At 67.7% G+C, this 26574-nt stretch carries 21 protein-coding genes and 3 tRNA genes; 7 read left to right on the top strand and 17 right to left on the bottom strand.

The window, feature by feature from the left end; translation table 11 throughout:
• Window positions 1–18: 18 nt before the first annotated feature.
• Entirely contained in the window at window positions 19–642 is a 624-nt protein-coding gene (locus LTH96_RS03705) for a hypothetical protein (RefSeq protein ID WP_241464387.1), read from the bottom strand.
• A gap of 421 nt (window positions 643–1063) precedes the next feature.
• Between LTH96_RS03705 and LTH96_RS03700 the strand changes: the two genes are divergently transcribed.
• Window positions 1064–1597 (top strand): DUF421 domain-containing protein, encoded by a 534-nt coding sequence (locus LTH96_RS03700; protein WP_241464386.1) that lies wholly within the window; start codon window positions 1064–1066, stop codon window positions 1595–1597.
• 173 nt (window positions 1598–1770) lie between these two features.
• On the opposite strand, the gene LTH96_RS03695 is transcribed toward LTH96_RS03700, so the two are convergent.
• The gene (locus LTH96_RS03695) at window positions 1771–2412 is read right to left on the bottom strand and encodes a hypothetical protein (protein WP_241464385.1); all 642 of its coding nucleotides are present in this window, start codon (window positions 2410–2412) and stop codon (window positions 1771–1773) included.
• Between the two features lie 243 nt (window positions 2413–2655).
• Entirely contained in the window at window positions 2656–4404 is a 1749-nt protein-coding gene (locus tag LTH96_RS03690) for a DUF4012 domain-containing protein (protein WP_241464384.1), read from the bottom strand.
• A gap of 110 nt (window positions 4405–4514) precedes the next feature.
• On the opposite strand from LTH96_RS03690, the gene LTH96_RS13185 reads away from it, so the two are divergent.
• Window positions 4515–5345, top strand: coding sequence for a type II CAAX endopeptidase family protein (locus LTH96_RS13185; RefSeq protein ID WP_241464383.1), 831 nt, complete (start codon window positions 4515–4517; stop codon window positions 5343–5345).
• Window positions 5346–5529: 184 nt separating this feature from the next.
• Here the strand turns inward: LTH96_RS13185 and LTH96_RS03680 are convergent.
• The 13 genes from LTH96_RS03680 to ilvD form a co-directional block, all read right to left on the bottom strand.
• A tRNA-Glu gene (locus LTH96_RS03680) sits at window positions 5530–5605 on the bottom strand.
• Between the two features lie 92 nt (window positions 5606–5697).
• A tRNA-Glu gene (locus tag LTH96_RS03675) sits at window positions 5698–5770 on the bottom strand.
• 71 nt (window positions 5771–5841) lie between these two features.
• A tRNA-Gln gene (locus LTH96_RS03670) sits at window positions 5842–5913 on the bottom strand.
• A 122-nt stretch (window positions 5914–6035) separates the two neighbouring features.
• The gene (gene gltX / locus LTH96_RS03665) at window positions 6036–7574 is read right to left on the bottom strand and encodes a glutamate--tRNA ligase (RefSeq protein WP_241464382.1); all 1539 of its coding nucleotides are present in this window, start codon (window positions 7572–7574) and stop codon (window positions 6036–6038) included.
• An 8-nt stretch (window positions 7575–7582) separates the two neighbouring features.
• On the bottom strand, window positions 7583–8356 hold the full coding sequence (locus tag LTH96_RS03660) for a fumarylacetoacetate hydrolase family protein (protein WP_241464381.1): 774 nt from the start codon (window positions 8354–8356) through the stop codon (window positions 7583–7585).
• Window positions 8357–8415: 59 nt separating this feature from the next.
• The gene (locus LTH96_RS03655) at window positions 8416–9489 is read right to left on the bottom strand and encodes a branched-chain amino acid aminotransferase (protein ID WP_241464380.1); all 1074 of its coding nucleotides are present in this window, start codon (window positions 9487–9489) and stop codon (window positions 8416–8418) included.
• A gap of 131 nt (window positions 9490–9620) precedes the next feature.
• Window positions 9621–10712, bottom strand: a complete 1092-nt coding sequence (locus LTH96_RS03650) for a 3-isopropylmalate dehydrogenase (protein ID WP_241464379.1) — start codon at window positions 10710–10712, stop codon at window positions 9621–9623.
• A gap of 116 nt (window positions 10713–10828) precedes the next feature.
• Window positions 10829–12439, bottom strand: coding sequence for a methionine--tRNA ligase (gene metG, locus LTH96_RS03645; RefSeq protein ID WP_241464378.1), 1611 nt, complete (start codon window positions 12437–12439; stop codon window positions 10829–10831).
• A gap of 98 nt (window positions 12440–12537) precedes the next feature.
• Window positions 12538–14133, bottom strand: a complete 1596-nt coding sequence (gene serA / locus LTH96_RS03640; RefSeq protein ID WP_241464377.1) for a phosphoglycerate dehydrogenase — start codon at window positions 14131–14133, stop codon at window positions 12538–12540.
• A 112-nt stretch (window positions 14134–14245) separates the two neighbouring features.
• Complete coding sequence (ilvC, locus tag LTH96_RS03635; protein WP_241464376.1) at window positions 14246–15271, bottom strand: ketol-acid reductoisomerase; 1026 nt, start codon at window positions 15269–15271, stop codon at window positions 14246–14248.
• Window positions 15272–15328: 57 nt separating this feature from the next.
• A complete protein-coding gene (gene ilvN, locus LTH96_RS03630) occupies window positions 15329–15862 on the bottom strand; it encodes an acetolactate synthase small subunit (protein WP_241464375.1) in 534 nt (177 codons plus the stop codon).
• Window positions 15863–15865: 3 nt separating this feature from the next.
• Window positions 15866–17743, bottom strand: a complete 1878-nt coding sequence (locus LTH96_RS03625) for an acetolactate synthase large subunit (protein ID WP_241464374.1) — start codon at window positions 17741–17743, stop codon at window positions 15866–15868.
• Window positions 17744–18092: 349 nt separating this feature from the next.
• Window positions 18093–19874: a dihydroxy-acid dehydratase gene (gene ilvD / locus LTH96_RS03620; RefSeq protein WP_241464373.1), complete on the bottom strand. Its 1782-nt coding sequence runs from the start codon at window positions 19872–19874 to the stop codon at window positions 18093–18095.
• A 168-nt stretch (window positions 19875–20042) separates the two neighbouring features.
• Between ilvD and LTH96_RS03615 the strand changes: the two genes are divergently transcribed.
• The gene (locus LTH96_RS03615) at window positions 20043–20363 is read left to right on the top strand and encodes a CHY zinc finger protein (protein WP_241464372.1); all 321 of its coding nucleotides are present in this window, start codon (window positions 20043–20045) and stop codon (window positions 20361–20363) included.
• Between the two features lie 20 nt (window positions 20364–20383).
• Here LTH96_RS03615 and LTH96_RS03610 read toward each other — a convergent pair whose 3' ends face one another.
• Complete coding sequence (locus tag LTH96_RS03610; protein WP_241464371.1) at window positions 20384–21757, bottom strand: short-chain fatty acid transporter; 1374 nt, start codon at window positions 21755–21757, stop codon at window positions 20384–20386.
• Between the two features lie 301 nt (window positions 21758–22058).
• Between LTH96_RS03610 and LTH96_RS03605 the strand changes: the two genes are divergently transcribed.
• The 4 genes from LTH96_RS03605 (at window position 22059) to LTH96_RS03590 (ending at window position 26571) form a co-directional block, all read left to right on the top strand.
• Window positions 22059–23237: a CdaR family transcriptional regulator gene (locus LTH96_RS03605; protein WP_241464370.1), complete on the top strand. Its 1179-nt coding sequence runs from the start codon at window positions 22059–22061 to the stop codon at window positions 23235–23237.
• A gap of 128 nt (window positions 23238–23365) precedes the next feature.
• A complete protein-coding gene (locus tag LTH96_RS03600) occupies window positions 23366–24778 on the top strand; it encodes a GntP family permease (protein WP_241464369.1) in 1413 nt (470 codons plus the stop codon).
• 130 nt (window positions 24779–24908) lie between these two features.
• A complete protein-coding gene (locus LTH96_RS03595; protein ID WP_241464368.1) occupies window positions 24909–25706 on the top strand; it encodes a 3-hydroxybutyrate dehydrogenase in 798 nt (265 codons plus the stop codon).
• Between the two features lie 82 nt (window positions 25707–25788).
• Entirely contained in the window at window positions 25789–26571 is a 783-nt protein-coding gene (locus tag LTH96_RS03590; RefSeq protein ID WP_241464367.1) for a CoA transferase subunit A, read from the top strand.
• Window positions 26572–26574: the final 3 nt, after the last annotated feature.

Below are 26574 nucleotides of genomic sequence, written 5' to 3'. Positions count from 1 at the left end.
AATCATTCTGCATCAGGGTCACTGGACATCGGGGAGCTCAGCCGCCAGGACCGCAACACCCGCATCGTCGCGGATCTCCAGGCGCTCCACGTCCTCACGCAGCACCGCCCAGCCCATCCGACACTCGAGGGGCACCTCGGTACCGAGGAATGACGCTGACTCGATCTCCTGCCCATCCGCGGCCACCAGTGCCACGGTGAAGGAGCCCTCGCCGGTGAGCCCATCGATCTCCACGACCGCCTCGGTGCCCCGGTCACGGGCGATCAGCACCCCGTCAACCTCAATGCCTCGGTCGCTGAACCGCAGCGGCTCCAGAGAGCCGGGAGGGACCGGCGGGGCCTCCTCATGCCGGGAACCCAGGCCGCGGCGCAGCGTGGTGCGGAACTCGCGCAGCGCGCTCAGCTCCTCAGCAAGCTGCGGGTCCTGTGCGCACATCGCGTCCAGCTCCTGCTGCTCGGCCTCGCTGAGCTCATCTGCGAGGGCGGCGCCCAGCAGCTCGGCCCCCCGCTGGGATGTTGGACCGGAACGCCTCGCGGGGCCCTGCTTGGACGCCGGATCAGATTCGGGCTCGGCGATCGAGCTCGCCTGGAGACGCCCCGCTGGAGTCAGCCGGGGGTCGGCGTCGTCGTGATGTTCACTCATGCCCCACCTTCATGTCTTCATCATCGCGCGGCGCAGGACGCCCGCCCCTCATGCAATTCGCCCCGCCAGTTTATCCAGCTCGACAGACGTCTCTCATTCCTCATCCGGGCCTTCGACCAGTCAATCCACGGTCGAAGAGTCCGGCTCTACAATACACAGCGTCCTCTGTGTCGAAAACCCTCAGACAAAAGATAGGTTCAATTACCGTCAATGCCAAGGCGACCTGCTTCCTACTACTTAGTGCCGAGTCGAAATTAGGTATACCGAGTTCCCGAAGAGGTCGCGACGAGCACCGATTCTCAGTGAGACATTCATCACTCTCGAGTCGAGGCGGGGAGCATATGGGACAACCCCATCGTGTTCGCTGTGCCGGTGGACACTTCCGGTGGACACCGACACAGCGAGGTGAAAGGGTCAGCCGATGGACATGACCCAATTCTGGGACGGGTGGGATCCCATCATCCACACCGTCATCACACTCACCGCAGGCTACATAGCCCTGCTCATCATTCTCCGACTCTCCGGCCCGCGGACGATGGCGTCGATGACGCCGCTGGACTTCATCGTGGCGGTCACCATCGGCTCGGCGTTCGGTCGTACCCTCACCGCGGTCGATGTGCCGCTGAGCCAGGCGATACTCACGGTGCTGCTGCTGGTGCTGCTGCAGTGGCTCATGGCCTGGATGCGCGGCCGCTCCCCGAAGATGCGCCGGATCCTGGACGCGCCCCCGGTGCTGATCTACTACCAGGGCAAGTTCCAGCGCAAGGCGCTGCGCAAGCACCAGCTGGTCGAGGACGACATCCACACCGCGGTGCGCTCCTCCTCCCGCGGCTCCCTGAAGGAGGTCTCGGCGGTGATCCTGGAGCAGAACGGCGGCCTGGTGGTCATCGGCGACGCCGAGCTCGACGACTCCTCCTCGGTGCTGAAGTTCACCGGCGAGGCCGAAGACGACTGACCCACTCCTCCCACGTCGAGGGGCGGATTCTCCGAGCACTCTGGGCCGAAAAGCCCATGAGATGCACGGAGAATCCGCCCCTCAATGCGTGGTCCAGGACCACGCATACAAAAGCGCTCTGCGCCCGTTCCGTCAGGAAGCGGGCGCAGAGCGCAGAGAGTGAAGCTTACTCGTCAGGCGTGTGACTTCTGGTTGCGAAGTGAGCGAGCGACGAGGATGGCACCGCCGACGAGCAGCAGTGCTGCGCCGCCGACCAGGATGCCGATCGAGCCCGGGCCGGTGGCGGCGAGCTCGTCGCCGGCGCCGGCTGCGTCTGCGCCGGAGGCGTCGGTGCCTGCTGCGTCGGCGCCGTCTGTGCCGGCGCCGTTGACGCCGGTGTTGGCTGCGTCGGTACCGGTGCCGGCAGTATCAGTGCCGGAATCGTCGGTGCCTGCAATGGTGATGGTGACCGTGTCGGTCAGGCCGCTCTCGGCGCCGGTGGCGGTGAGCTCGTAGGAGCCCGAGGCGTCGCTGTTGAAGGTGGGCTCAGCGGAGACGTCGCCGTTCGGGCCGGCGGTCTTGGTGACATCAGTGCTGGAGACTGCACCGACAGAGGCGAGGCTCTGGGTGTTGCCGTTGATGCCGGTCAGCACGATGTTGACGTCCTCACCCGCGATGAAGATCGGGCTGAAGACCACGGTGATGGGCGTGTTGATCGAAACCGTGATGCTGTCGGGCGTCGGGGTCGGTGCGTAGGCCATGGCGGGGGCCGGGGCGAGAGCCACAAACCCGACGATGCCGGCGACTGAAAGGGTCTTTGCGAAGGTCTTCTTCATGGGGTCTACCTCAAAGCTGCAGGAATATTGGTTTAAAGCAATCTCCGTGAAGAGTCGCCAGGCATCTCCCGCTCCCGGTCTTGCTGGGGCTGAGTGACACCATTCAATCTACGGTTCGTCACCGGTGAAATGCAAATTTCTCAGGGATACACACCCGATATCTGCTCTATCCAAAGGAAAAGATAACACGCTTGTCATCTGCCGTACGCCTCAGGCGCTGACTGCCGAAGAGAAACGGTCAGTTCAGCATTCCGGCTCGACGTCGACGTCGGTCAACACGGGGGTCGAAACGACATCCAACTGGTCCCCGGTATCCGTCTGCGCCTGCACGTCGAGCGTGGCAGACTCCCCCGGCGCGAGGTCGGTGGTCCACTCGTAGACGTTGCGGCCGTCGTGCTGACCCGCGAGCTGCGCCTCACCGGCATCGCCGGTCAGTTCGGCCCCCTCGGGGAGGTAGACGTAGGCAAGCGTGCGATTGATGCCGCGTGGGACGCCGCTCTGGGTCTCCTCGCCTGATGTGCCGAGCAGGTAGTCGGGGTAGTCGCTGATGTCTTCTGGGGCGTCGTTGCGCAGGGTCACGCGCAGGGATGCCGTGGCGTCGCTGCACCAGGCGGCGCTCGAGCCGGCTGCCATGTAGTAGTCGAGCTTCGCCCCGACGCCGTCGTTGAGATACACGCCGAACGCGGTGTTGTCGTCGTCGCTGACCGGCATTGCGCCTGACACGGAGGTGTCTTCGAGCAGCGCACGTTCTTCTTCGTCGGCGCTCCACACCAGCAGGCGGCGCTCGTCGACGGCCCGGGTGATGGCCTGCACCGCGGTGACCGGGTCCACGTCGTCGCTGAGCAGGGCTTCGAACACGGCATCGGCGGCGACACCGAAGAATACGTCCTGCTCGGCGGGGTCCTCGTACCGCAGGTAGGCCTCGTTGAGCAGCAGCTGCACCGCGTTCTCGCTGGAGATCACGTCACCGGTGGGCAGTTCCAACGGGCCCGTGGCCTCCAACAGGTAGGAGAGCGTGACCGGGTCGATCGCGATCACTCCCGTCGGGTCGCCCCCTTGATCGGCCTTCCAGAATTCGCGGGCCACGTGCGCGGCCTCGGCGAAGTCGGGAATCATGGTGGGATTCTGCATATAGCGGGCGGGCCGGTCGCCGAAGATCAGCTCGGTGTCGAACTCGAGCGGCGTGACAGCCTCCTCGCTGCTGAAACTGCGTCCGGGCAGCTGATCGCTGAACTCAATCTCCCCATCGGTCGCGGTGAGCTTGATGACCGATCCGATGATGCCGCCCTGGGATCGCCATTCGGCGCTGTTCTGCAGCAGCAGCAGGTGCTCGCGCTGCCCCTCGGCGCCGAGGAACCCGGGCAGCAGCGAGGTCGCACGGGAGGTGCCTTCGAGCGTCGGCTCGATCTCAGCGAGCAGCTCATCGATCTGCGCAGTGCCGTCCCGCAGCGGACCGACGACGCGGGCCGGTTCGATCGTCGCGAGGCGGGCGCGAGCGTCGGTCACGGAGACCAGCGCCGACTCGACCTGCGCGTTGAGCGCGCTCAGTCCGGCGACATCAACCTGGCCCTCGCGCGGCAGCAGCGCGTCCACCCCGTCACCGGCCTCGGCCGCGGTGGCAAGCCCGTCGCTGGCGAGATCGTCGAGCGTCTCGGTGAGCGTGCGTGTGGCGGTGAACTGCGGGCCCACCCACGGCACGCCCTCGGCGAGCCTCCACGCAGGCCCGGACGTGTTGCTGCGTGCGGCGGCCAGCTCGTTCTGCAGCTCGTCGACCTGCGACGTGTCGCCGGCGAGCACGGACTGCATGTCAAGTCCTGCAGCCACCTGCTGGGCGCGCTCGATGTGCGGCAGCGCGCGGACGGCACCGACTCCGGCCCAGGCGAGCACGACCACGAACCCGAGCGCGAGCGTGGTGACCAGCGCGAGCACGATCCGTCCGGCGGAGACCCGTGTTGTTGCGCCTCTGCGCCGATGCTGTCGCTTCCTGACCATGGGGGCCATCCTATGGCAATCCACAGGCTCGCCCTGTCGGCCGAATGATCAGTCGTGGCACGCGGGCGGACCCGCGGCCACGCCCGCGTCTCTCAGGTAGGTTTAGCCGGGTGAAGTCCCCAAACAGCGCCGTCGAGACGGATCGCACCACCAGCCGCATCGAACCGCCCACCCCAGAGCACGTCACGCCCGTCGCGGTGAAGCACGCTTCCTCCGCTGAGCGGCGGGCCCGCGGAACACGGACCTGGCTCGAGGGCAGCCGGACGGCACGCGCCTGGAACGGCACGGTTCTCGCCTACACCGCGGTCGCCGTCGGCGCGGCCCTGGTGCTCTCGGTGGCTGCCCGGACCCAGCTGGAAGCTCCGCTCGGGCCGGTGCTGTCGTCCCTGTTGCTGTGGATCGGCATGGCTGTGCCCGTGGTCATCGCCATTGCCCGCTCCCGTCCCCGCGGCCTCTTTCGCTTCCGGTGGACCGACATCCTGTGGGGTCTCGGCCTCGGCGTCCTGCTGCGCATCGTGCAGGGGTGGCTCGAGGTGGCCGCCGGCAGTCCTGGTGGGCTGCCTTCCTACCCGACCCTCAACGGCGACCTCAGCATCAACGCGACGTGGCTGCTCCTCGGCCTGTTCGCCCCCGTGCTGATCTTGCCGCTGGTGGAGGAGTTCCTCTTCCGCGGCGTGGTGCTGGTGTCCGTGTACCGCATGGCCCGACGCGGCGTGGAGGCCGGCCTGCTCGCCATCCTCGCCTCCACCGCTGCCTTCGTGGCGCTTCATGCCGTCAACGGGATGAACCGCTGGGACGAACCGGTCTATCTCGCGCTCGTCGGTCTGACCTGCGGCATGCTCGTGCTCTTCACCGGTCGGATCTGGGGCGCCGTGCTGGTTCACATGGTGTTCAACGGCATGTGGGTCGCGCTCGCCCTGACCGGGACCGCACTGGCGTAGCCGCCGGCGGCCGAGACCGGCGGAGGAGACCCGCGGAGGAGACCCGCAGGGAATTCGGCCACCATCAGCTCGCCGGACAACAACCGGAGAGACGCATAATGCCCGCCCCCTCAAGGGACGGGCATTGCGATGAGAAATTCCTCAGCCTCCGCTGCTCAGACACGGGGTCTGCGCTGCGGAGCCGTGGTGACCCCAGCGGGATTCGAACCCGCGTTACCGCCGTGAGAGGGCAGCGTACTAGGCCGCTATACGATGGGGCCTTATCAATTTGTGCCTCCCGCGCGGCGGGAGGGTCCTGCATTGTGGAATGTAGGTCCCCCGCGCTCCGAGGAGCGTGGGGGACATACGGCCGTGACCCCAGCGGGATTCGAACCCGCGTTACCGCCGTGAGAGGGCAGCGTACTAGGCCGCTATACGATGGGGCCGTATTCCATAGCTGTGGCCCCCGTCGCCGAGGGCCGATCCTGCTGTGATAGAGACCATGTAAGCGTCTCCGCTGGGCTACTAGGACTCGAACCTAGAACGACGGTACCAGAAACCGCTGTGTTGCCAATTACACCATAGCCCAATATTCGCTTGTCAACGCCGTCGCAGCGGCCATATTTCCGCGCCGAGCAACGGGAATCAACTATACACACTGGTGGCGCCCAAGCACAAAATGAGCCCGGCGCCACCGGTGAGTGGAACAGATCAGCCGCGTGCGGCGACGAGCTCCCGGAACCGGCGCAGCCGGCTCAGCGAGGACTCGCGTCCCAGCAGCTCCATGGATTCGAACAATGGCGGGGAGACCCGACGTCCGGAGATCGCCGAGCGCACCGAGCCGAAGGCCTTGCGCGGTTTGAGCTCGAGCCCCTCCAGCAGCGCCTCGCGCAGCGCAGCCTCGATCACCTCGGTGCTCCACCGGGCGTCCTCGATGTCGCTGAGCGCCGCGATGGAGGCGTCCAGGGTCTCGAAGACCTGATCTCCGAGCCCGCTGAAGGCCTTGTCCTCGATGGCGAGGTCGGCGTCGTCGGTGAAGAGGAACGCCATCATGTCCGCACCCTCGTCCAGCAGCGCGATGCGCTCCTGCACCAGGGGCGCCGCGCCGTCGAGCAGGGCGGCCTGTCCCGGCGCCAGCTGCTCCCCCAGCAGGCCCCTGGCCTGCAGGTAGGGCACCAGGCGGTCGCGGAAGTCTGCGGCCTGGAGGCGACGGATGTGGGTGCCGTTGATGGCCTCGGCCTTCTTCACGTCGAAGCGTGCGGGGTTGGCCAGGACGTCGGCGATGTCGAAGTGCTCGATGAGCTGCTCCACGGTGAAGATGTCCTCATCGGCCGAGAGCGACCAGCCCAGCAGCGCCAGGTAGTTCAGCAGACCCTCAGGGATGAAGCCGCGGTCGCGGTGGTGGAAGAGGTTCGACTCCGGGTCCCGCTTGGAGAGCTTCTTGCTGCCCTCCCCCATCACGTAGGGCAGGTGACCGAAGACCGGCATGTGCTTGGCCACGCCGATCGCGTGCAGCGCCCGGTAGAGCGCCACCTGGCGCGGGGTGGAGGAGAGCAGGTCTTCGCCGCGCAGCACGTGGGTGATCTCCATGGCGGCGTCGTCCACCGGGTTGACCAGGGTGTAGAGCGGCTGGCCGTTGGCGCGGGCCACCACGAAGTCAGGCGTGGACCCGGCGCCGAAGGTGATCTCGCCGCGCACGACGTCGGTGAAGGTGATGTCCTCCTCGGGCATCCGGAAGCGCAGCACCGGTTCGCGGCCCTCGGCACGGAAGGCGTCGATCTGCTCCTGGCTCAGCGTCCGGTCGAAGCCGTCGTAGCCCAGCTTCGGGTCCCGTCCGGCGGCCTGGTGGCGTGCCTCGACCTCCTCCGGGGTGGAGAAGGCCTCGTAGATGAATCCCGCCTGCAGCAGCTGGCTGAGCACCTCGGCGTAGAAGTCACCGCGCTGGGACTGCCGGTAGGGGGCGTGCGGGCCGCCGGTCTCGGCGCCCTCGTCCCAGTCGATGCCGAGCCAGCGCAGCGCCTCGAGCAGCTGCTGGTAGGACTCCTCGGAGTCCCGGGCGGTATCGGTGTCCTCGATCCGGAAGATCATCTTGCCGCCGGTGTGGCGGGCGTAGGCCCAGTTGAACAGGGCGGTGCGGATCAGCCCGACGTGCGGGGTGCCGGTGGGCGAGGGGCAGAAGCGGACCCGGACCTGCGTGCTCGGGTCGACGGCGGGGATCTCGGTGGACGGTGCAGCAGAAGTGACAGTCATGTGTGGAATCAGTTCCTGAAGTGGTTGACGAGGGTGCCGATGCCTTCGATGTCCGCCTCGAAGCGGTCTCCGGCGCCGAGCAGCCCGACGCCGGCCGGGGTGCCGGTGAGGATGACGTCGCCGGGGAGCAGGGTGAAGGCCTGGGAGATGTAGGCGATGAGCTCGGCCACGCCGAAGATCATCTCGGAGGTGGAGCCGTCCTGGACGGTCTCGCCGTTGAGCCGTCCGGAGATCCGCAGGCCCTCGGGCTCGAGGTCGGTCTCGATCCAGGGGCCCAGCGGGGTGGAGCCGTCGAAGCCCTTGGCGCGGGCCCACTGGCCGTCGGTGCGCTGTGCATCGCGGGCGGTGAGATCGTTGGCGACCGTGTAGCCGAAGATGACTTCCTGGACCCGATCCACCGGCACGTCCTTGCAGATGCGCCCGATGACGACGGCGAGCTCGGTCTCGTAGCTGATCTCCTCAGAGAAGGAGGGCAGCGTGACCGGCTCGTTGGGGCCCACCACGGCGGTGTTGGGGATCAGGAACAGCAGCGGCGAGACCGGGATCTCTCCGCCCATCTCCTTGACGTGGTCGGCGTAGTTGCGACCCACTCCGATCACCTTCGAGCGCGGGATGATCGGGGCGACCAGCCGCACGTCTTCGAGGCGGTGGGTGGTCTCGGTCTGCTGGATCCCTTGATAGAACGGGTCTCCGTTGAGCCCGATGATGGTTTCTTCGCCCTCTTCCCCGGTGACAAGACCGTAGGAGGGTTCGGCGTCCGTGACAAAACGAGCAATGCGCATGGGCCAACTCTATCGCCCACGCGCATTGCACGTTCCGCAGTGGTCCGTTCTCCAGCGGCTCAGGCGAGGCGGTGCATCCAGTCGTGGCGATCCTGGACCGTGCCGGTCTGGATGCCCAGCAGCTCCTCGCGGATCGAGAGGGTGACCGCTCCGGTGCCGGCGGAGGCGATGCTGCGCTCCCCGTCCAGCAGCTCCCCGATGGGGGTGATGACCGCGGCGGTGCCGCAGGCGAAGGCTTCGGTGATGCTGCCGTCGGTGATGCCGGCGTCCCACTCCTCCAGGGTGACCTGCCGCTCCTGGACCTCCATGCCGCGGTCCTTGGCCAGCTGGATCACCGAGGCGCGGGTGATGCCCTCCAGGATCGTGCCGGTCAGCGCGGGGGTGATGAGCTTGTTGTCGGCGGTCACCAGGAAGACGTTCATGCCGCCGAGCTCCTCGATGGCGTTCTCGCGCAGCGGGTCCAGGAAGAGCACCTGATCGCAGCCCTTGGCGGTGGCCTGCTGCTGGGCGGCCAGAGAGCCGGCGTAGTTGCCGCCGGTCTTGGCCGCGCCGGTTCCGCCGGGGGCGGCGCGGATGTAGTCGCGGGAGACCCAGATGCGCACCGGCTTGAGCTCGCCGCCGAAGTAGTTTCCGGCCGGAGACGCGATGACCCGGTAGGAGACCGCGTTGGCAGGCCGGACGCCGAGGAACGCCTCGGAGGCGAACATGAAGGGCCGCAGGTAGAGCGCCTCGCCGTCGCCGTCGGGGACCCAGTCCTTGTCGGTCTGGACCAGCTCCTCCAGAGATTCGATGAAGAGCTCCTCGGGGAGCTCGGGCAGCGCCATCCGCACGGCCGAGCGGTTGAGCCGTCGGGCGTTCTCCCACGGGCGGAAGGTGTAGATCCCCCCGTCGGCGTGCCGGTAGGCCTTCATGCCTTCGAAGACCTCCTGGGCGTAGTGCAGCACCGCCGCCGCCGGGTCCAGCGAGATGGGGCCATAGGGCTCCACCCGGGCGTTGCCCCAGCCACCCTCCGACGTCCAGTCGATCACCGAGGTGTGGTCGGTGAAGTTCGTCCCGAAGCCCGGGTTCGCCAGGATCTGCTGCAGCCGCTCGGGCGAGGTGGGCGTCGGGTGGGGGGTGTGATGGAACGTCATGGTGACCTTTCAGATGTGCATGAGCGGGTGCGCGCTGCGAGTGAGTCTCGTGCCCTACTCTACGAGACTCGCTCCCCCGGCCGCCCAGCACGGTTCGACTGGACAGCCGGGCTCAGCGGGTCGGGCCCGGTTCAGCTGACGGGCGCGGTGCGGCCGGACAGGCGCGCCACGAAGGCGTCGCCGCGCTGGCTGGTGTTCAGCCCGGAGATCCCGTCCTGCGCCCACTGGCTCAGCTGCGCGTGGACCGCGGCCTCCACCCGGGCCGCGGCCTCGCTCAGACCCAGGTGATCGAGCATCAGCGCAGCGGAGAGCACCGCCGCGGTGGGGTCGGCGATCGCCTTGCCGGCGATGTCCGGGGCGGAGCCGTGCACCGGTTCGAACATCGACGGCGCGGTGCCGGCGGTGTTGATCGAGGCCGAGGCGGCCAGGCCGATGCCGCCGGTGACGGCCGGGGCCAGGTCGGTGAGGATGTCGCCGAAGAGGTTGTCGGTGACGATCACGTCAAAGCGCTGCGGGTTGTTGACCATGTGGATGGTGGCCGCGTCGACGTGCATGTAGTCCCAGCGCACGTCCGGGAAGGACTCGGCGACGGCCGCCGTCGTCCGGGTCCAGAGGTCGCCGGAGTAGGTCAGCACGTTGTTCTTGTGCACCAGGGTCAGGTGCTTGTCCCGGGCCTGGGCGCGGACGAAGGCGTCCTGGACCACGCGGCGCACGCCGTAGGCGGTGTTGACCGAGACCTCGGTGGCGATCTCCGCGTCGGTGCCGCGGCGCAGCAGCCCGCCGTTGCCGGCGTAGGGACCCTCGGTGCCCTCGCGGACGACGACGAAGTCGATCGGGTTCTCCTCGTCCACGCCGCGCAGCGGGGACACGACCCCGGGGTAGGAGCGGGTGGGGCGCAGGTTCACGCAGTGGTCGAGGTTGAAGCGCAGTCCCAGCAGCAGCTCACGCTCGATGATCCCGGAGGGCACCCGGGTGTCCAGCGGGTCGGCGCCCACCGCACCGAAGAGGATCGCGTCGTGCCCGCGCAGGGCCTGCAGCGTCTCTTGGGTGAGGGTCTCTCCGGTGGTGAGCCAGTGCTCGGCGCCCAGGGAGTACTCGGTGTAGGTGAACTCGGCGCCCTCCGGGGCCAGCGCGGCGTCGAGCACCTTCCGGGCCTCCGCGACCACCTCGGGTCCGATGCCGTCGCCGCCGATTACTGCGATGTCAAATGTGTTCTGAGCCATAGCGTCACTCTATGTGCTGGGTCCCGGCAGGACGACAGGGTCGGCGCAGCCTCTCAGCATCTGAGATCAGGCCCGCACCGTGGAGCTGCTGCCCGCAGGGCGGTGATCTCCCCTGCTCAGTCGGTCTTCTCCTCGTGGCGAGGGAAGATCGGCGTGGGCTTGGCCAGCACGGTGCCGGGGAGAAGCTCGGTGTGGAAGGCTTCGAAGCTGCGCGGGCCCGCACCGGAGGCGTTGGTCCGTCCGGCGTCGCCGGCGGCCTCGACGTTCAGCGCGTCCAGGAGCCTGCTGGCGGACTCCGGCATGACCGGCTGCGCGAGCAGCGCGACCTTGCGCACCACCTCGGCGGTCACGAAGAGCACCGTGTTCATCCGGGAGAGGTCGGTCTTCTTGAGCTTCCAGGGCTCCTGCTCGGCGAAGTAGGCGTTGGCCTCCCCGAGGACGAACCAGGTCCGCTCCAGGGCGCGGTGGAAGTCCTGCATGTCATAGGCCTCGCGGCTGATCTCCAGCAGCTCATCGGCCTGGGCCAGGATCCGGCGGTCAGCGGCGGTGCGCTCACCCGGCTGAGGGATCATCTCGTCACAGTTCTTGGCGATCATCGACAGCGAGCGCTGGGCGAGGTTGCCCAGATTGTTCGCCAGATCGGAGTTCTTCCGGCCCAGCACGGCCTCATGGGTGTACGAGCCGTCCTGGCCGAAGGGGAACTCGCGCAGCAGGAAGAACCGCACGGCGTCGAGCCCGTATTCGGCGACCCAGTCGGCGGGGGCCACCACATTGCCCACGGACTTGGACATCTTCTCCCCGGCGTTGTGCAGGAAGCCGTGGATCATCACCCGCTTCGGCAGCTCGAGCTGCGCGCTCATCAGGAACGCCGGCCAGAAGATGCAGTGGAAGCGGGAGATGTCCTTGCCGATGACGTGGACGTCGGCGGGCCAGAACTTGGCGAAGCTCTCGGACTCGGTGTCTGGGAAGCCGACGCCGGTGAGGTAGTTGGTCAGCGCGTCCACCCAGACATACATCACGTGGTCCAGGCCGGTCTCGGGCGCGGTGAGGTCCTTCGGCACCGGGACGCCCCAGTCGAAGGTGGTCCGGGAGATCGAGAGGTCGTCCAGACCCGACTCCACGAACCGGATGACCTCGTTGAAGCGGGTGCGCGGTCCGCCGAAGTCGGGGTTGTCCCGGTAGAAGTCGAGCAGCGGCTGCTGGTACTTCGAGAGCCTGAAGAAGTACGACTCCTCCTCGGTCCAGGTCACCGGGGTGCCGGTCTCGGTGGCGTAGCGCTCGCCGTCGGCGCGGAGCTCGGTCTCGTCGGCGGTGAAGAACCGCTCGTCGCGCACCGAGTACCAGCCGGCGTACTTGTCCAGGTAGATGTCCCCGGCCTCGACCATGCGTCGCCAGATGGCGGTCGACGCGGCGTAGTGATCCTCGTCAGTGGTGCGGATGAAGCGGTCGTAGGAGACGCCCAGGACGTCGTCGTCGACCCGCTTGAACTCCGCCGAGTTCCTGGTGGCCAGCTCGCGCGGAGAGATGCCCTCCTTCTCCGCGGACTGCTGCATCTTCTGCCCGTGCTCATCGGTGCCGGTGAGGAAGTAGGTCTCGTGTCCGTCGAGGCGCTTGAAGCGCGCCATCGCGTCGGAGGCGATGTACTCATAGGCGTGGCCGATATGCGGCGTCCCATTGGGATAGGAGATCGCAGTGGTGATGTAGAACGGGGGCTTGGAAGAAGTCACCCTAGGAATTTACCCCACGCGGTTGCCCGGTGAAGATCCCGGTGCAGGACTCGGTCCTCGAGACCTGCACCGGGACCTGCACCGGATCAGCGCTGAGCTCAGTCCTCGAGGTCGACCTCGGCGGCCAGATTGGCCTGGACCTCGGCGTTGATCGAGTCCAGCACCCCGGCGGGCAGCGCGGCGTCGATGGCCAGCACTGCCAGCGCGCGGCCCTCCTTGGTGTTCTGCGAGACCTGCATCCCGGCGATGTTGACCTGGTGCTCCCCCAGGATCCGGCCCAGGGCGCCGACGACGCCGGGGCGGTCGGCGTATTCGAGCACCACCAGGTGCTCGGTGAGCGCGATCTCCAGGTCGTAGCCGTTGATCCCGACGATCTTCTGGATCTGCTTGGGTCCGGTGAGGGTGCCGCGGACCTCCAGGTTGGTCCCGGAGCTGGTGGCGCCGCGCACGGTGAGCGCGTTGCGGTAGTCCTCGACCTCGGTGGTGGTGGTCAGCCGGGTGGAGATCCCGCGCTGCTCGGCGAGCACCGGGGCGTTGACGTAGGAGACCTGCTCCGAGACGACGTCGGTGAACAGGCCCTTCAGGGCGGCGAGCTGCAGCGCCGAGACGTTGAGCTCGGCGATCTCGCCGGCGGCCTCGGTCTCGATATCGGTGAACGCCTCGGTGGCCAGGGCGTTGAGGATCCGGCCGAGCTTCTCGATCAGCGGGATCCCGGGACGGACCAGCTCGTCGATGGCGCCGCCGGCGACGTTGACCGCGTCGGGGACCAGCTCGCCGGCCAGGGCCAGGCGCACGGACTTCGCCACGGAGACGCCGGCCTTCTCCTGGGCCTCGGCGGTGGAGGCGCCCAGGTGTGGGGTGACCACCACGTTGTCGCGGGTGAAGAAGGGCAGATCGGTGGAGGGCTCGGTGGCGAACACGTCGACGGCTGCGCCGCCGATGGCGCCCTCGGCCAGGGCCTGCTCCAGGTCGGCCTCGTCGATCAGACCGCCGCGGGCGACGTTGACCACGAACGCGGTGTCCTTCATCTTCGCGAAGGCCTCGGTGTTGAGCATGTTCAGGGTCTCGGGGGTCTTCGGCATGTGGATGGTGATCACGTCGGACTTCGCGTAGAGCTCATCCAGGGTGACCAGCTGGGCGCCGAGCTGGTGGGCCCGGGCGGAGGTCACGTAGGGGTCGTAGGCGATGACCTCCATGTCGAAGGCCTTCATCCGCTCGGCCACGAGTCCGCCGATGCGGCCCAGGCCGATCACGCCGAGGGTCTTCTCCGCGAGCTCCATGCCGGAGTACTTCGAGCGCTTCCACCCGCCGTCGCGCAGCGACTGGTGCGCCGGGGAGATGTGTCGGGCCAGGCCCAGGATGTGGGCGCAGGTGAGCTCCGCGGCGGAGGTGATGTTCGAGGTCGGGGCGTTCACGACCATCACACCGGCCGCGGTGGCGGCCTTGATGTCGACATTGTCCAGACCCACGCCTGCCCGGGCGACGACCTTCAGCTGCTTGGCGTGGGAGAGCACCTCGGCGTCGACCTGGGTGGCAGAGCGCACCATGATGGCGTCGGCGTCGGCGAGATCGGCGAAGAGCCGCTCCCGGTCGGTGCCGTCAGACTGGCGGATCTCAAAGTCCGGTCCCAGCGCATCGACGGTGGCGGGTGAGAGTTCTTCGGCAAGTACGACGACGGGGCGGTGAGTGCTCACAATGTCCTTCTTCTGCTCGGGGCGCTTCTAGGGATGGCTTCGTGATGGGTGGTGCACGCGAAGACGGTGAGCGGGGCGGGCCGCCATGACCCGCCCCGCTCACCGTGTCAGCTCATCGAGCGGTCGTGCCCTCGGTGTAGTCATCATCCTGCGGGATCCAGGAGAAGAGCTTGCGCAGCTCGCGTCCGGTGGACTCGATCGGGTGCGACTCGTTCTTCTTGCGGAGCTCGTTGAACTCCTTGCCGCCGTCGCGCTGGTCATCCATGAAGCGCTTCGCGAAGGCTCCGGACTGGATGTCGGCGAGGACTGCCTTCATGTTCTCCTTGACCTCCGGGGAGATCACGCGGGGGCCGGAGACGTAGTCGCCGAACTCTGCGGTGTCGGAGATGGACCAGCGCTGCTTGGTCAGCCCGCCCTCGACCATCAGGTCCACGATCAGCTTGAGCTCGTGGAGCACCTCGAAGTAGGCGATCTCGGGCTTGTAGCCGGCCTCGGTGAGGGTCTCGAAGCCGTACTGCACCAGCTGGGAGGCGCCGCCGCAGAGGACTGCCTGCTCGCCGAAGAGGTCGGTCTCGGTCTCTTCGGTGAAGGTGGTCTCGATGACGCCGGCGCGGGTGCCGCCGATGCCCTTGGCGTAGGCCAGCGCGATGGACTTGGCCTGGCCGGAGGGGTCCTGCTCCACGGCGATCAGGGCGGGCACGCCGCGGCCGGCCTCGTACTCGCGGCGGACCACGTGGCCCGGTCCCTTCGGAGCGACCATCGCGACGCCGACCTCGGTGGGCGCCTCGATGTAGCCGAAGCGGATGTTGAAGCCGTGGGAGAACAGCAGCACGTTGCCGGGCACCAGGTGCGGGGCGATCTCGGCGGAGTAGACCGCGGCCTGGTGCTGGTCCGGGACCAGGATCATGATGACGTCGGCCTCGGCGGATGCCTCGGCCACGGTCTTCACGGTCAGGCCCTGCTCCTCGGCCTTGGCCTTGGAGCTGGAGTCGGCCTTCAGACCGACGACGACGTCGACGCCTGAGTCGCGCAGGGACAGCGCGTGGGCATGGCCCTGCGATCCGTAGCCGATGACAGCGACCTTCTTGCCGCTGAGCACGGACAGGTCGGCGTCGTCGTCGTAATAGAGATCAGTCACAGTGAGGGCTCCTCATGGTGGGGGTGGGGTTACAGGTCAGTGGTTCCGAGGTGGTGTTCAGCGCAGCGCTCTGTCGGTCATGGACTTCGCGCCGCGGGAGATCGCGAGCCCGCCGGACCGCACGATCTCGCGGACTCCGAAGGGTTCCAGGACCTCCAGCAGAGCATTGAGCTTGTCAGGCGCGCCGGTGGCCTCGACGGTCAGTGAGTCCACGGAGACGTCCACGATCTTGGCGCGGAAGAGCTCGACGGCCTGGGTGACCTGCAGACGGGTGGGCGAGTCGGCCTTCACCTTGATCAGCAGGTGTTCGCGCTGGACCGAGTTCTCCGGTGCCAGCTCGATGATCTTGATGACGTTGATCAGCTTGTTCAGCTGTTTGGTGATCTGCTCGAGCAGCTTGGAGTCGGCGTCGACCACCACTGTGATCCGGCTCAGCCCCGGCAGCTCGGAGGGACCCACCGCCAGCGAGTGGATGTTGAACGCGCGGCGGGCGAAGAGTCCGGAGACCTTGGTCAGCACGCCGGGGACGTCCTCGACCAGGACCGAGAGGGTGCGTCGCTGCTCCGGCGAGACGATGTCATGTGTGCCCATGCTTTAGTCCTCCTCGTCCCACTGCGGGGTCAGGTTGTGCGCGAACTGGATGTCGCTGTTGGAGACCCCTGCAGGGACCATCGGCCAGACCATCGAGTCCCGCGAGACCACGAAGTCCACGACCACCGGGCGGTCGTTGATCGCCATGGCCTCGGCGATCACGGCGTCGATGTCCTCGGGACGCTCACAGCGCAGCCCCACGCAGCCGTAGGCCTCGGCGAGCTTGAGGAAGTCGGGGATCCGAACGATCTCCCCGCCGGAGTCGGACACCGAGGTGTTGAGGTGGGTGTTGGAGTAGCGGGACTCGTAGAAGAGGGTCTGCCACTGCCGCACCATGCCCAGCGAGGAGTTGTTGATCACCGCGACCTTGATCGGGATCTTGTTGATCGCGCAGGTGGCGAGCTCCTGGTTGGTCATCTGGAAGCAGCCGTCGCCGTCGATGGCCCAGACCACCCGGTCCGGGTTGCCCACCTGGGCGCCCATGGCGGCAGGCACCGCGTAGCCCATGGTGCCGAGCCCGCCGGAGTTCAGCCACTGCCGCGGCCGCTCGTACTTGACGAACTGCGAGGACCACATCTGGTGCTGCCCGACGCCGGCCACGTAGACGGCCTCGGGACCGGCGGCCTGGTTGATCTTCTCGATGACCTGCTGCGGGGCGATCTTCCCGTCCTCCGGGGTGGTGTAGCCCAGCGGGTAGGTCTCGCGGAAGCGGTTGAGCTGCTTCCACCAGCCGCTGATGTCGGTGCGTCCGTGCTTGGTCACCAGCGCGTCGAAGGCGAAGGTCAGCTCGGGCACGATCTCCTTGAGCGAGCCGACGATCGGCACGTCGGCCGCGCGGTTCTTCGAGATCTCGGCGGGGTCGATGTCGGCGTGGATGACCTTCGCGTCCGGGGCGAAGCTCTCCAGCTGCCCGGTGACCCGGTCATCGAAGCGCGCGCCGAGGGTGATCAGCAGGTCCGAGCGCTGCAGCGCGGCGACGGCGGAGACCGTGCCGTGCATCCCGGGCATTCCCAGGTTCTGCTGGTGCGAATCCGGGAAGGCGCCGCGGGCCATGAGCGTGTTGACCACCGGTGCGCCGACGGTCTCGGCCAGCGCGTAGAACTCCTCGGAGGCCTCAGCCTTGATCATGCCGCCGCCGATGTAGAACACCGGGCGGGAGGCGGCCTGGATCAGCTTCGCGGCCTCGCGGATCTGCTTGGAATGCCCGCGGGTGACCGGACGGTAGCCGTTGAGCTCGATCTTCGGCGGCCAGGCGAAGGTGGTCTGGGCGACCTGGGCGGACTTGGTGATGTCCACCAGCACCGGGCCGGGCCGACCGGTGGAGGCCAGGTGGAAGGCCTCTGCCATGACCTTCGGGATCTGGTCGGCGTCGGTGACCAGGAAGGAGTGCTTGGTGATCGGGGTGGCGATGCCGACGATGTCGGCCTCCTGGAACGCATCGGTGCCGATGACCGCGGCGTTGACCTGGCCGGTGATCGCGACCATCGGCACGGAGTCCATGTGGGCGTCGGCCATCGGGGTGACCAGGTTCGTCGCGCCGGGGCCGGAGGTGGCGAAGCAGACGCCCACCTGACCGGTGACCATCGCGTAGCCCTGGGCGGCGTGGCCGCCGCCCTGCTCGTGGCGCACCAGGATGTGGTTGATCTGCTCGGAGTCCATCAGCGGGTCATAGGTGGGCAGGATGGTGCCGCCGGGGATGCCGAAGACGTCTGTCACGCCGAGTGACTCGAGGCTGCGAATGATCGATTCGGCGCCGGTGGCCGCTACCGGCTCCACCGTGCGGCCGGGACCGTAGATGCGCGGGTCCGGGGAAGTCCCAGCGGCGCTGCTGGATGCTTTGGAGGCCAGCATGGCTGGGCTCGTGGCTGTCAGATTGCTCATCTTTTCCTCAGTCTCTGGTTCCCGAATTGCTGATCCAAGAAATCTCTGATCCGTGGCGGATCCGCTCCGGTCAAGAGAAAACCCCGGCTGAGAAGCCTATGGGGCCTTCTGCCGGGGTGAGCGGATGCGTCAGCTCCAGTTCAACCGTTCGGCTGCCTCGGTGAGGCAGACGAGCGGCCGACCTGAGGCGTGTGAATCACTTCACATGTCCCCCGGCGGCGGGTACGGGTACTACCGCTAGTAGTTGACGCATGGCGTCCATGCTTCCCTGGCCCGTGATCAGTGTCAACATCCCGGATGCCCGTCTCACATCGTGGGAATCCGGGTTGCTGACACTGCGCGCGCGGCCTCAGCCGCAGTAGGCGCCCTCTGCGGCGGAGCGGACCAGCTTGGCGTATTTGCCGAGCACACCGGTGGTGATGAACGGCGGCAGCGGGGTCCAGTCCTGCTGCCGGGTGGCGAGCTCGGCCGCGTCCACGACGAGCTCGATGCTGCGCCCAGCGATGTCGATCCGGATGAGGTCACCGTCGGCGACGAAGGCGATGGGGCCGCCGTCGACCGCTTCGGGAGCGATGTGCCCGATGCACAGACCGGTGGTGCCCCCGGAGAAGCGCCCGTCGGTGATCAGCAGAACGTCCTTGCCCAGCCCGGCGCCCTTGATGGCTCCGGTGATGGCCAGCATCTCGCGCATGCCCGGACCGCCCTTGGGGCCCTCATAGCGGATGACGACGACGTCGCCCGCCTGGATCCGGCCCTCCTCGAGCGCCTTGAGCGCCTGCTGCTCGCGTTCGAAGACTCGGGCGGTGCCTTCGAAGACCTCGGCGTCGAAGCCGGCGGACTTCACCACCGCGCCCTCGGGTGCCAGTGACCCGTGCAGCACGGCGATGCCCCCGTTGGGGTGCATCGGGTTGTTCAGCGCGCGGATGATCTTGCCGTCGATGTCCGGCGGGTTGATCGATTCGAGGTTCTCTGCCACGGTCTTGCCGGTCACGGTGAGCGCGTCGCCGTGGATCAGGCCGGCGTCGAGCAGTGCGCGCATGACCACGGGCACTCCCCCGACCCGGTCGACGTCGGCCATCACGTACTGACCGAAGGGCTTGAGGTCACCGAGGTGAGGGACCTTGTCGCCGATGCGGTTGAAGTCTTCGAGCTCGAGCTCCACCCCGGCCTCGCGGGCGATGGCCAGCAGGTGCAGCACCGCGTTGGTGGAGCCGCCGAAGGCCATGGTCACCGCGATGGCGTTCTCGAAGGCCTTCTTGGTGAGGATGTCTGAAGTGGTGATGCCCTGGCGGAGCAGCTCCACCACGGCCTCGCCGGACTTGTGCGCGTAGTGGTCGCGGCGGCGGTCGGCCGAGGGCGGGGCGGCGGAGCCGGGAAGCGACATGCCCAGGGCCTCGCCGATGCAGGCCATGGTGTTGGCGGTGTACATGCCTCCGCAGGCGCCTTCGCCGGGGCAGATGGCGCGTTCGATGACGTCGAGGTCGGCCTCGCTGATGGTGCCGCGGGCGCAGGCGCCCACACCTTCGAAGGCGTCGATGAGGGTGACCTGCTTCTCGGTGCCGTCGGCGAAGCGGGCCACGCCGGGCATGATCGAGCCGGCGTAGAGGAACACGCTGGAGAGGTTGAGCCGAGCCGCGGCCATGAGCATGCCGGGCAGGGACTTGTCGCAGCCGGCGAGCAGCACCGAGCCGTCGAGCCGCTCGGCCTGGATGACGGTCTCCACGGAGTCGGCGATGACCTCGCGGGAGACCAGCGAGTAGTGCATGCCCTCGTGGCCCATGGAGATGCCGTCGGAGACCGAGATGGTGCCGAATTCCATCGGGTAGCCGCCGCCGGCGTGCACACCTTCCTTGGAGGCCTTGGCCAGGCGGTCCAGGGACAGGTTGCAGGGGGTGATCTCGTTCCAAGAGCTGGCGATGCCGATCTGCGCCTTGGAGAAGTCGTCGTCGCCCATGCCTACCGCACGCAGCATCCCGCGCGCCGGGGCGCGGGTGTAGCCGTCGGTGACCTCCCAGCTGCGCGGCTTCTCCGGACTCGATGGTCCGGTGACCGCGGTGGGCGGGGTGAAGGGTGCCTTGCCCGCGACGATGTCAGGGGTGTTCTCTGGGGTCTCTGCGGTGCGCTCAGCCATGCTCTGGATTCTATGCCTGCGAACGTGTCCCGGCACACTCGCACCGCCGCCCGTCTCACGATGCAGAATTCCGCTGGGGTGGAGGGATGCTGCGCTGCCTGCGCATTGAGGGGCGCACCACCTGTTCGTTGAGGGGCGGATGGCGCAGATTCCGATAGCCTCGGGCGCATGGATGAGCCTGTGATCCGCGGCGCCGCGGTCGATGAGCAGACCCGCTGCCGGCACTACGCGGGGCCGCTGGACGTCGTCGCGATCCGGTTCTTCTGCTGCGACCGCTGGTATCCCTGTCTGAAGTGTCACCAGGAGGCCGAGGCGCACCCGATCAGCCGCTGGCCGCTGGGGCGCCGGGCCGAGCGCGCCCTGCTCTGCGGGGTCTGCCGCCACCGATTCAGCATCGCCGAGTACCTGGTCGCGGAGGCCTGCGCGGACTGCGGAGCAGGGTTCAACCCTGGGTGCGCGACGCATCACGAGTTCTACTTCGAGCTCTGACCCCGTCTAGCGCGGGGCCGTCACATCGAGACGATGAGCAGGGTTGCGCCGAAGACGATGCCGGAGGCGATGAGCACGATCGTGGTGTAGCTGAGGATGTCGCGCATCTTCAGCCCCGCGATCGCCAGCAGCGGCAGCGCCCAGAACGGCTGAATCATGTTCGTCCACTGGTCTCCATAGGCCACAGCCATGATGGCGATAGCGGGATCCACGCTGAGCGCCTCTGCGGCCTCGAGCAGGATCGGGGCCTGCACGGCGATCTGTCCGCCCCCGGAGGGCACGAAGAAGTTCACCAGACCGGCGGAGAGGAACGCGAAGAGCGCGAAAGTCTGCGCAGTGGAGATCGCCACGAAGGCCTCTGAGATGACGGTCATCAGCCCGGTGCCGGCCATGATGCCCAGGATGCCCGCGTACAGCGGGAACTGCAGCAGGATCTCGCCCACATTCGAGGCGGCCTGCTTGGTCAGGGCGATCAGTTCGAAGGGATTGCGGACCAGCAGCATGATCAGCCCCAGGAAGCTCCAGTTGACTACATCCAGCGTCAGGGTGCCGCCGCCGCTGAAGTGGATGATCAGATAGGCCACCAGCATCAGGCCGATCAGCAGCGTGGGAATGCGAGAGGCGTCCACGCGGTCAGCGGGGGTTTCGACGGCGTCGTCGATCTCGACATCGGCCTCGCGTGCGTCCACCGCCAGCGGGACCACCGACTTGCTGTCCCGGGGCGCCACCAGATACAGGGCCAGGGCGACCACTGCGATGGTGACGATGCAGGCGATGATGTTCCAGGTGGAGAAGATCGTCTCCCCCACGGGCAGCGGAGCGCCCAGCTGGTCTGCCACGAAGGAATCTGGGGTGGCTGCGGTCAGCGGCCCGGAGGCGGAGTAGCCCATATGCCAGACCACGAATCCGGAGAACCCCGAGGCCACCAGCATGGGAAAGTGCACGGGAATCTGGCGTTCCCGGAAGACGTGGGCAACTTCGCGTGCCAGCAGACCGCCGACCACCAGTCCCAGTCCCCAGGTGATGAGGCTTGCCAGGGCGGCGATGAAGAACACGAACAGGTAGGCCTGGATTGCTGTTCTGGGGACTGTGGCCAGGCGGCGGAGCAGCTTTCGGGCGGGTCGCGTGTTGGCCAGGATATAGCCGAGGAACAGGATGAGGGCCATCTGGGTGATGAACTCCAGCAGCCCAGCCAGGCCGATGCCCCATTCTTCGACGACCTGCACAGGGCCGGCGTCGGTGAAGACCAGCGCCAGGATGCCCACGATGAAGGTCAGGACGATGGCAAAGACCAGGGCCGAGGGGATCAGCTTCTCCACCAGGGAGTTCAGCGGCCGCATCACCCTGCCGAGTACGGCGCTGTTGCCTGCGGCAGACTGCCGCGAAGTGGTCATACGGCACGCTCAGCGGGGATGCCGCTGAGACCGAACCCTCCGACGAGGAGGGTCATGCCGTCGAAGGACAGACGATCCAGCGCCTCAGGGGCAGAGGGATATCGGGCAACCATCAGGGTGAGCTCCTTGAGTTCAGATGCGCAGAAGGTGGGGCGATCCGGCCCCGTCACCCCCAATGTGACTCAGATCACGACGCTAAGCAAATCGTCTGCAGAAGACCTGCTCCGGAACGCCGGGAGGCTCCAGCGCGGGAACCGCGCCATGCTCCTGCTCGGCGCAGGGCGGCGGTATCGTGAGCCCCATGACAGCGGATGAGGGTCGCGCCGAGGCCGCCTGGGACCAGCTGCTGGCCGCTCTCGAGGCGGACGGCAGCATCCTCGAGGAGACCATCGGCAACATTCGCGCCACGGTGCCCGGCTACCACGACGTCCCCACCTCCGCCCTGCAGGCATCGGTGCGGCGCAACATCGCGCTGAGCATCCGCACGGTCCGCGCCGGCTTCGAACCCTCCTCCGACGACGTCGCCGAAGCTGACGCCCTGGCCTCGGAACGACACGCCCAGGGAGTGCCCGTGGAGAGCGTGCTCGCCGGCTTCCGGACCTGCATGTCGGTGATCCTGCACCGGCTGCTGGACCACGCCCCGGACCACGGCATCCCCGCAGATCAGGTCCTGGCCTCCTCCACCCTGCTGTGGGAGCTGGGAGACGCGTTCTCCACCCGCGCGGTGCTCGTCTACCGGGACAAGGACGTCTCGCGAGCTCTGGCTGACTCCACCCGGCGCGCGGCCTGGATCGGTGACGCCGTCGCCACCTGGATGGAGCCGACCGAGCTGGCCCGCGGCGCCGCCCTCTACGACATCCCCACCGCCGCACCGCTGCGCGCGCTGGCCGCGCACTCACAGCCGGAAGAGGACCTCGAACACCAGCGGCGGCTCCAGGACTGGGCCGACCGGGCGGGAATCCGCGTGCTCACGGCCGTGCGCGCCAGCACGCTGGTGGGCATCCTCATCGGCGAGCCGCCGCTGAGCGCGGAGCCGGACCGGCTGACCCTCGGGCTCGGCGCGGCGGTGACCCTGGAGGGGCTGCCTCGATCCTTCGAGTCCGCCTCCACGGCGCTGCGCGCAGCCGCGGCCGTGGGGCAGACCGGGGTGGTGGACCTGGAACGCCTCTCCTGGCGAGCCGGGGTCCACGCCAGCCCGGAGGTCACCGCACTGCTGCAGGAGCGCCACCTGCAGCCCCTGGCCGAGGCCGGCGCATTCGGCGAGCATGTGCTCGAGGCCGTGGACGCCTACCTGCGCAACCGGCTGAGCATTCCACTGGCCGCCCGCAGCATCCCGGTGCACGCCAACACGCTGCGCTACCGGCTGCAGAGGTTCCAGGAGATGGTCGGGGCTGATCTGGGAGACCTCGACACGCTCGTCGAGCTCTCCTGGGTGCTCGCAGCACATCGGGGCACACTCCCCCACGGGACGCATTCGTAGCCAGCTACGAAACGGGCGCTCCACTGTTGAACGGATGGATGTAGCCCACGTCACATTCCGGCGTGCATGCTGATCTACGACGCCGTGACGGTCGTCACTCGCTCACCACCCTCCACAAGGAGACCCCCATGATTCTGGGCATCGTCGGCATCATCGTGTCCCTGCTGCTGCTCATCACCCTCGCCTATCGCGGCGTGCCGGTGATCCTGGCCGCTCCGCTCTCCGCAGTCGTCTGCGTGCTGTTCTCCGGGGCCCCCATCCTGGCCTCCTACACCGAGGTGTTCATGCCGGCGATGGCCGGCTTCGTGGGCAGCTGGTTCCCGGTCTTCCTGGTCGGGGCCATCTTCGGGATCCTGATGACCGTGACCGGATACGCAGAGTCGATCGCGCGCACCGTGACCGGCTGGATCGGAAGCCGCCGAGCGATCGCCGCCACGGTGATCACCTCGGCACTGATGACCTACGGCGGGATCAGCCTCTTCGTGGTCGCGTTCGTGATGTATCCGCTGGCTCGCGAGCTGTTCCGAGTGGCCGACATCCCGCGCCGGCTGATCCCCGGCACCATCGCGCTGGGCATCTTCACCTTCACCATGACCGCCCTGCCCGGTTCCCCGCAGGTGCAGAACATCATCCCCGGGCAGTTCTTCGGCACCGATGCCTACGCCGGCCCGGGGGTGGGCGTCCTCGGCGGGATCCTGATCTTCGGCCTGGGCATGGTGTGGCTGGAGCACCGCCGTCGCAGCCTGATCGCCAAGGGCGAGCACTTCGAGTCCCTGGAGTCCAAGAAGGTCATCGGAGGGTCGGCCGACGACGGCTCCTCGGTCACCACCACGATCGCCCCACCCAACCGCCTGGTTCCGTTCCTGCCGCTGCTGACCGTCTTCGCGGTGAACTTCGCCTGCACCCTGCTGATCTTCCCGGCCATGGACTGGTCCTATCTGCAGGAGGACACCTTCGGGGCCATCACCTACGACTCCCGCGCGGGCCTGTGGGCCGTGGTGGTGGGCATCGTGGTCGCCATCGGACTGATCGTCGCGATGAACTTCGGACAGTGGAGCATCCTGAAGATCGGATTCAACGACGGCGTCAAGCGCTCCATGCTGCCGATCTTCTCCACCGCCTCCGAGGTCGGCTACGGCGCCGTCGTCGCCTCGGTGGCCGCCTTCATCGTGATCCGTGATTCGGTCTTCGGCATGGGCGCCAACGCGCTGGTGACATCCGTGGTCACGACCTCGATCACCGCCGGGCTGACCGGCTCCTCCTCCGGCGGCATGACCATCGCCCTGAACGCCCTGGGCGATGACCTGCGCGGAATGGCCGAGGCCGAAGGCATGAGCCTGGAGATGATGCACCGGTTGACCGCCATGGCCGCAGGCGGCCTGGACACGCTGCCCCACTCGGGTGCCGTCGTCACGCTGCTGATCGTCTGTGGCCTCACCCATCGTCAGTCCTATAAGGACATCGGTATGGTGACGCTTGTCATCCCGGTGCTGGTCGTCGCCGCGCTGATCGCGCTGGTCTCGGCCGTCGGCGGGTTCTGATCCACGGGAACGGGCGTGCCGCGTCCGCCGCGTCCCACGCCATCCCGTCCCACGCCATCCCGTCCCCCGCCATCCCGTCCCCCGCCATCCCGTCCGTCCCGTTCCATACCGACCCTTCTGAAGGAGCCTCATGAACCCCCACCCGACTCGCAGCTCACCGATCCCGGCCGATGCGCTGAGCGGTCGGCGCGCCGTCGTCACCGGCGGGGCCTCCGGCATCGGTGCGGCCTGTGTGCGGGCCTTCGCCGCCGCCGGGGCCCAGGTGACGGTCTGCGACCGCGACGGCGAAGCCGCCGAGGCCCTGGCAGCAGAGATCGGCGGCACCTCATGGACGGTGGACCTCGCCGAGACCGCGGCCCTGGAGGAGGTCACGGCCGAGACGGGACTCCACGACGCTGACATCCTGGTCAACAACGCCGGCATCCAGCGGGTCGCGCCCCTGCACGAGTTCGACCCCGAGGCCTGGCGATTCATGCACCGGCTGATGGTGGAGTCTCCGTTCCTGCTGATCCGCGCCGCCCTCCCAGGCATGTACGAGCGCGGCTTCGGCCGGATCCTCAACATCTCATCGGTCCATGGCCTGCGGGCCAGCCCTTATAAGTCCGCCTACGTGACTGCCAAGCATGCGCTGGAGGGGCTCTCCAAGGTCACCGCCCTGGAGGGCGCCGAGCACGGGGTGACCTCCAACTGCCTCAACCCCGCCTATGTGCGCACCCCGCTGGTGGAGAAGCAGATCGCAGACCAGGCCCGCATCCACGGCATCGGTGAGGACCAGGTGGTCGAGCAGATCATGCTCACCGAGTCTGCCGTGAAGCGGCTGGTGGAGCCCGAGGAGGTGGCCTCCCTGGCCACGTGGCTGGTCTCCGACGCCGCCGGCATGGTGACCGGCACGTCCTACGCCATCGACGGAGGATGGACCGCGAGCTGAGCAGACCATCACGCGGAGCATCCAGCAGACCTGCACTCTCACAGTCCCAAGCCCAACCGCCCCAAGTCCCTGAGGAGGGCCCATGACCATCGACAAGACCGTAGCGACCGCCGCCGAGGCCGTCGCCGACATCCCTGACGGAGCCTCGCTCGCCGTGGGAGGCTTCGGCCTCTCCGGCAATCCGATCCAGCTCATCGAGGCGCTGCTGGAGCAGGGCGCCTCCGGGCTCTCCGTCGCGTCCAACAACTGCGGCGTGGACGGCTGGGGCCTGGGCATCCTGTTGGCGGCCCGCCGGATCGTGAAGATGACCTCGTCCTATGTGGGCGAGAACAAGGAGTTCGCTCGCCAATACCTGGAGGGCGAGCTCGAGCTGGAGCTGGTCCCGCAGGGCACTCTCGCGGAGAAGATGCGCGCCGGCGGCGCGGGCATCCCGGCGTTCTACACCCGCTCCGGAGTGGGCACGCAGGTCGCCGAGGGCGGCATCCCGATGACCTACGACGGCTCCGGCGGCGTGGCGAAGGAGTCTGCGCCCAAGGAGGTCAGGCCCTTCACCGTCCACGACGGCCGGGCGCTCGACTTCGTCCTGGAGGAGTCGATCGTCGCCGACTTCTCCCTGGTCCATGCCCAGCGCGGCGACCGACACGGCAACCTGGTGTTCAACAAGGCCGCTCGGCAGTTCAGCCCCGACGCCGCGATGGCGGGCCGGGTCTGCATCGCCCAGGTGGAGGAGCTCGTGGAGCCCGGGGAGATCGACCCCGACGCCGTCCACCTGCCCGGGGTCTTCGTGCACCGGATCGTGGAGGTCGGCGCCGAGATCGACAAGCCCATCGAGAAGCGCACCGTCCGCAGCGACGAGAAGGAGTGACCA

This window comes from Nesterenkonia sp. LB17, assembly GCF_022565915.1.
Classification (GTDB): Bacteria; Actinomycetota; Actinomycetes; order Actinomycetales; family Micrococcaceae; genus Nesterenkonia.
The sequence above is the reverse complement of the archived record's forward strand: the minus strand, read 5'-3'. Positions and strand labels throughout refer to the sequence as shown.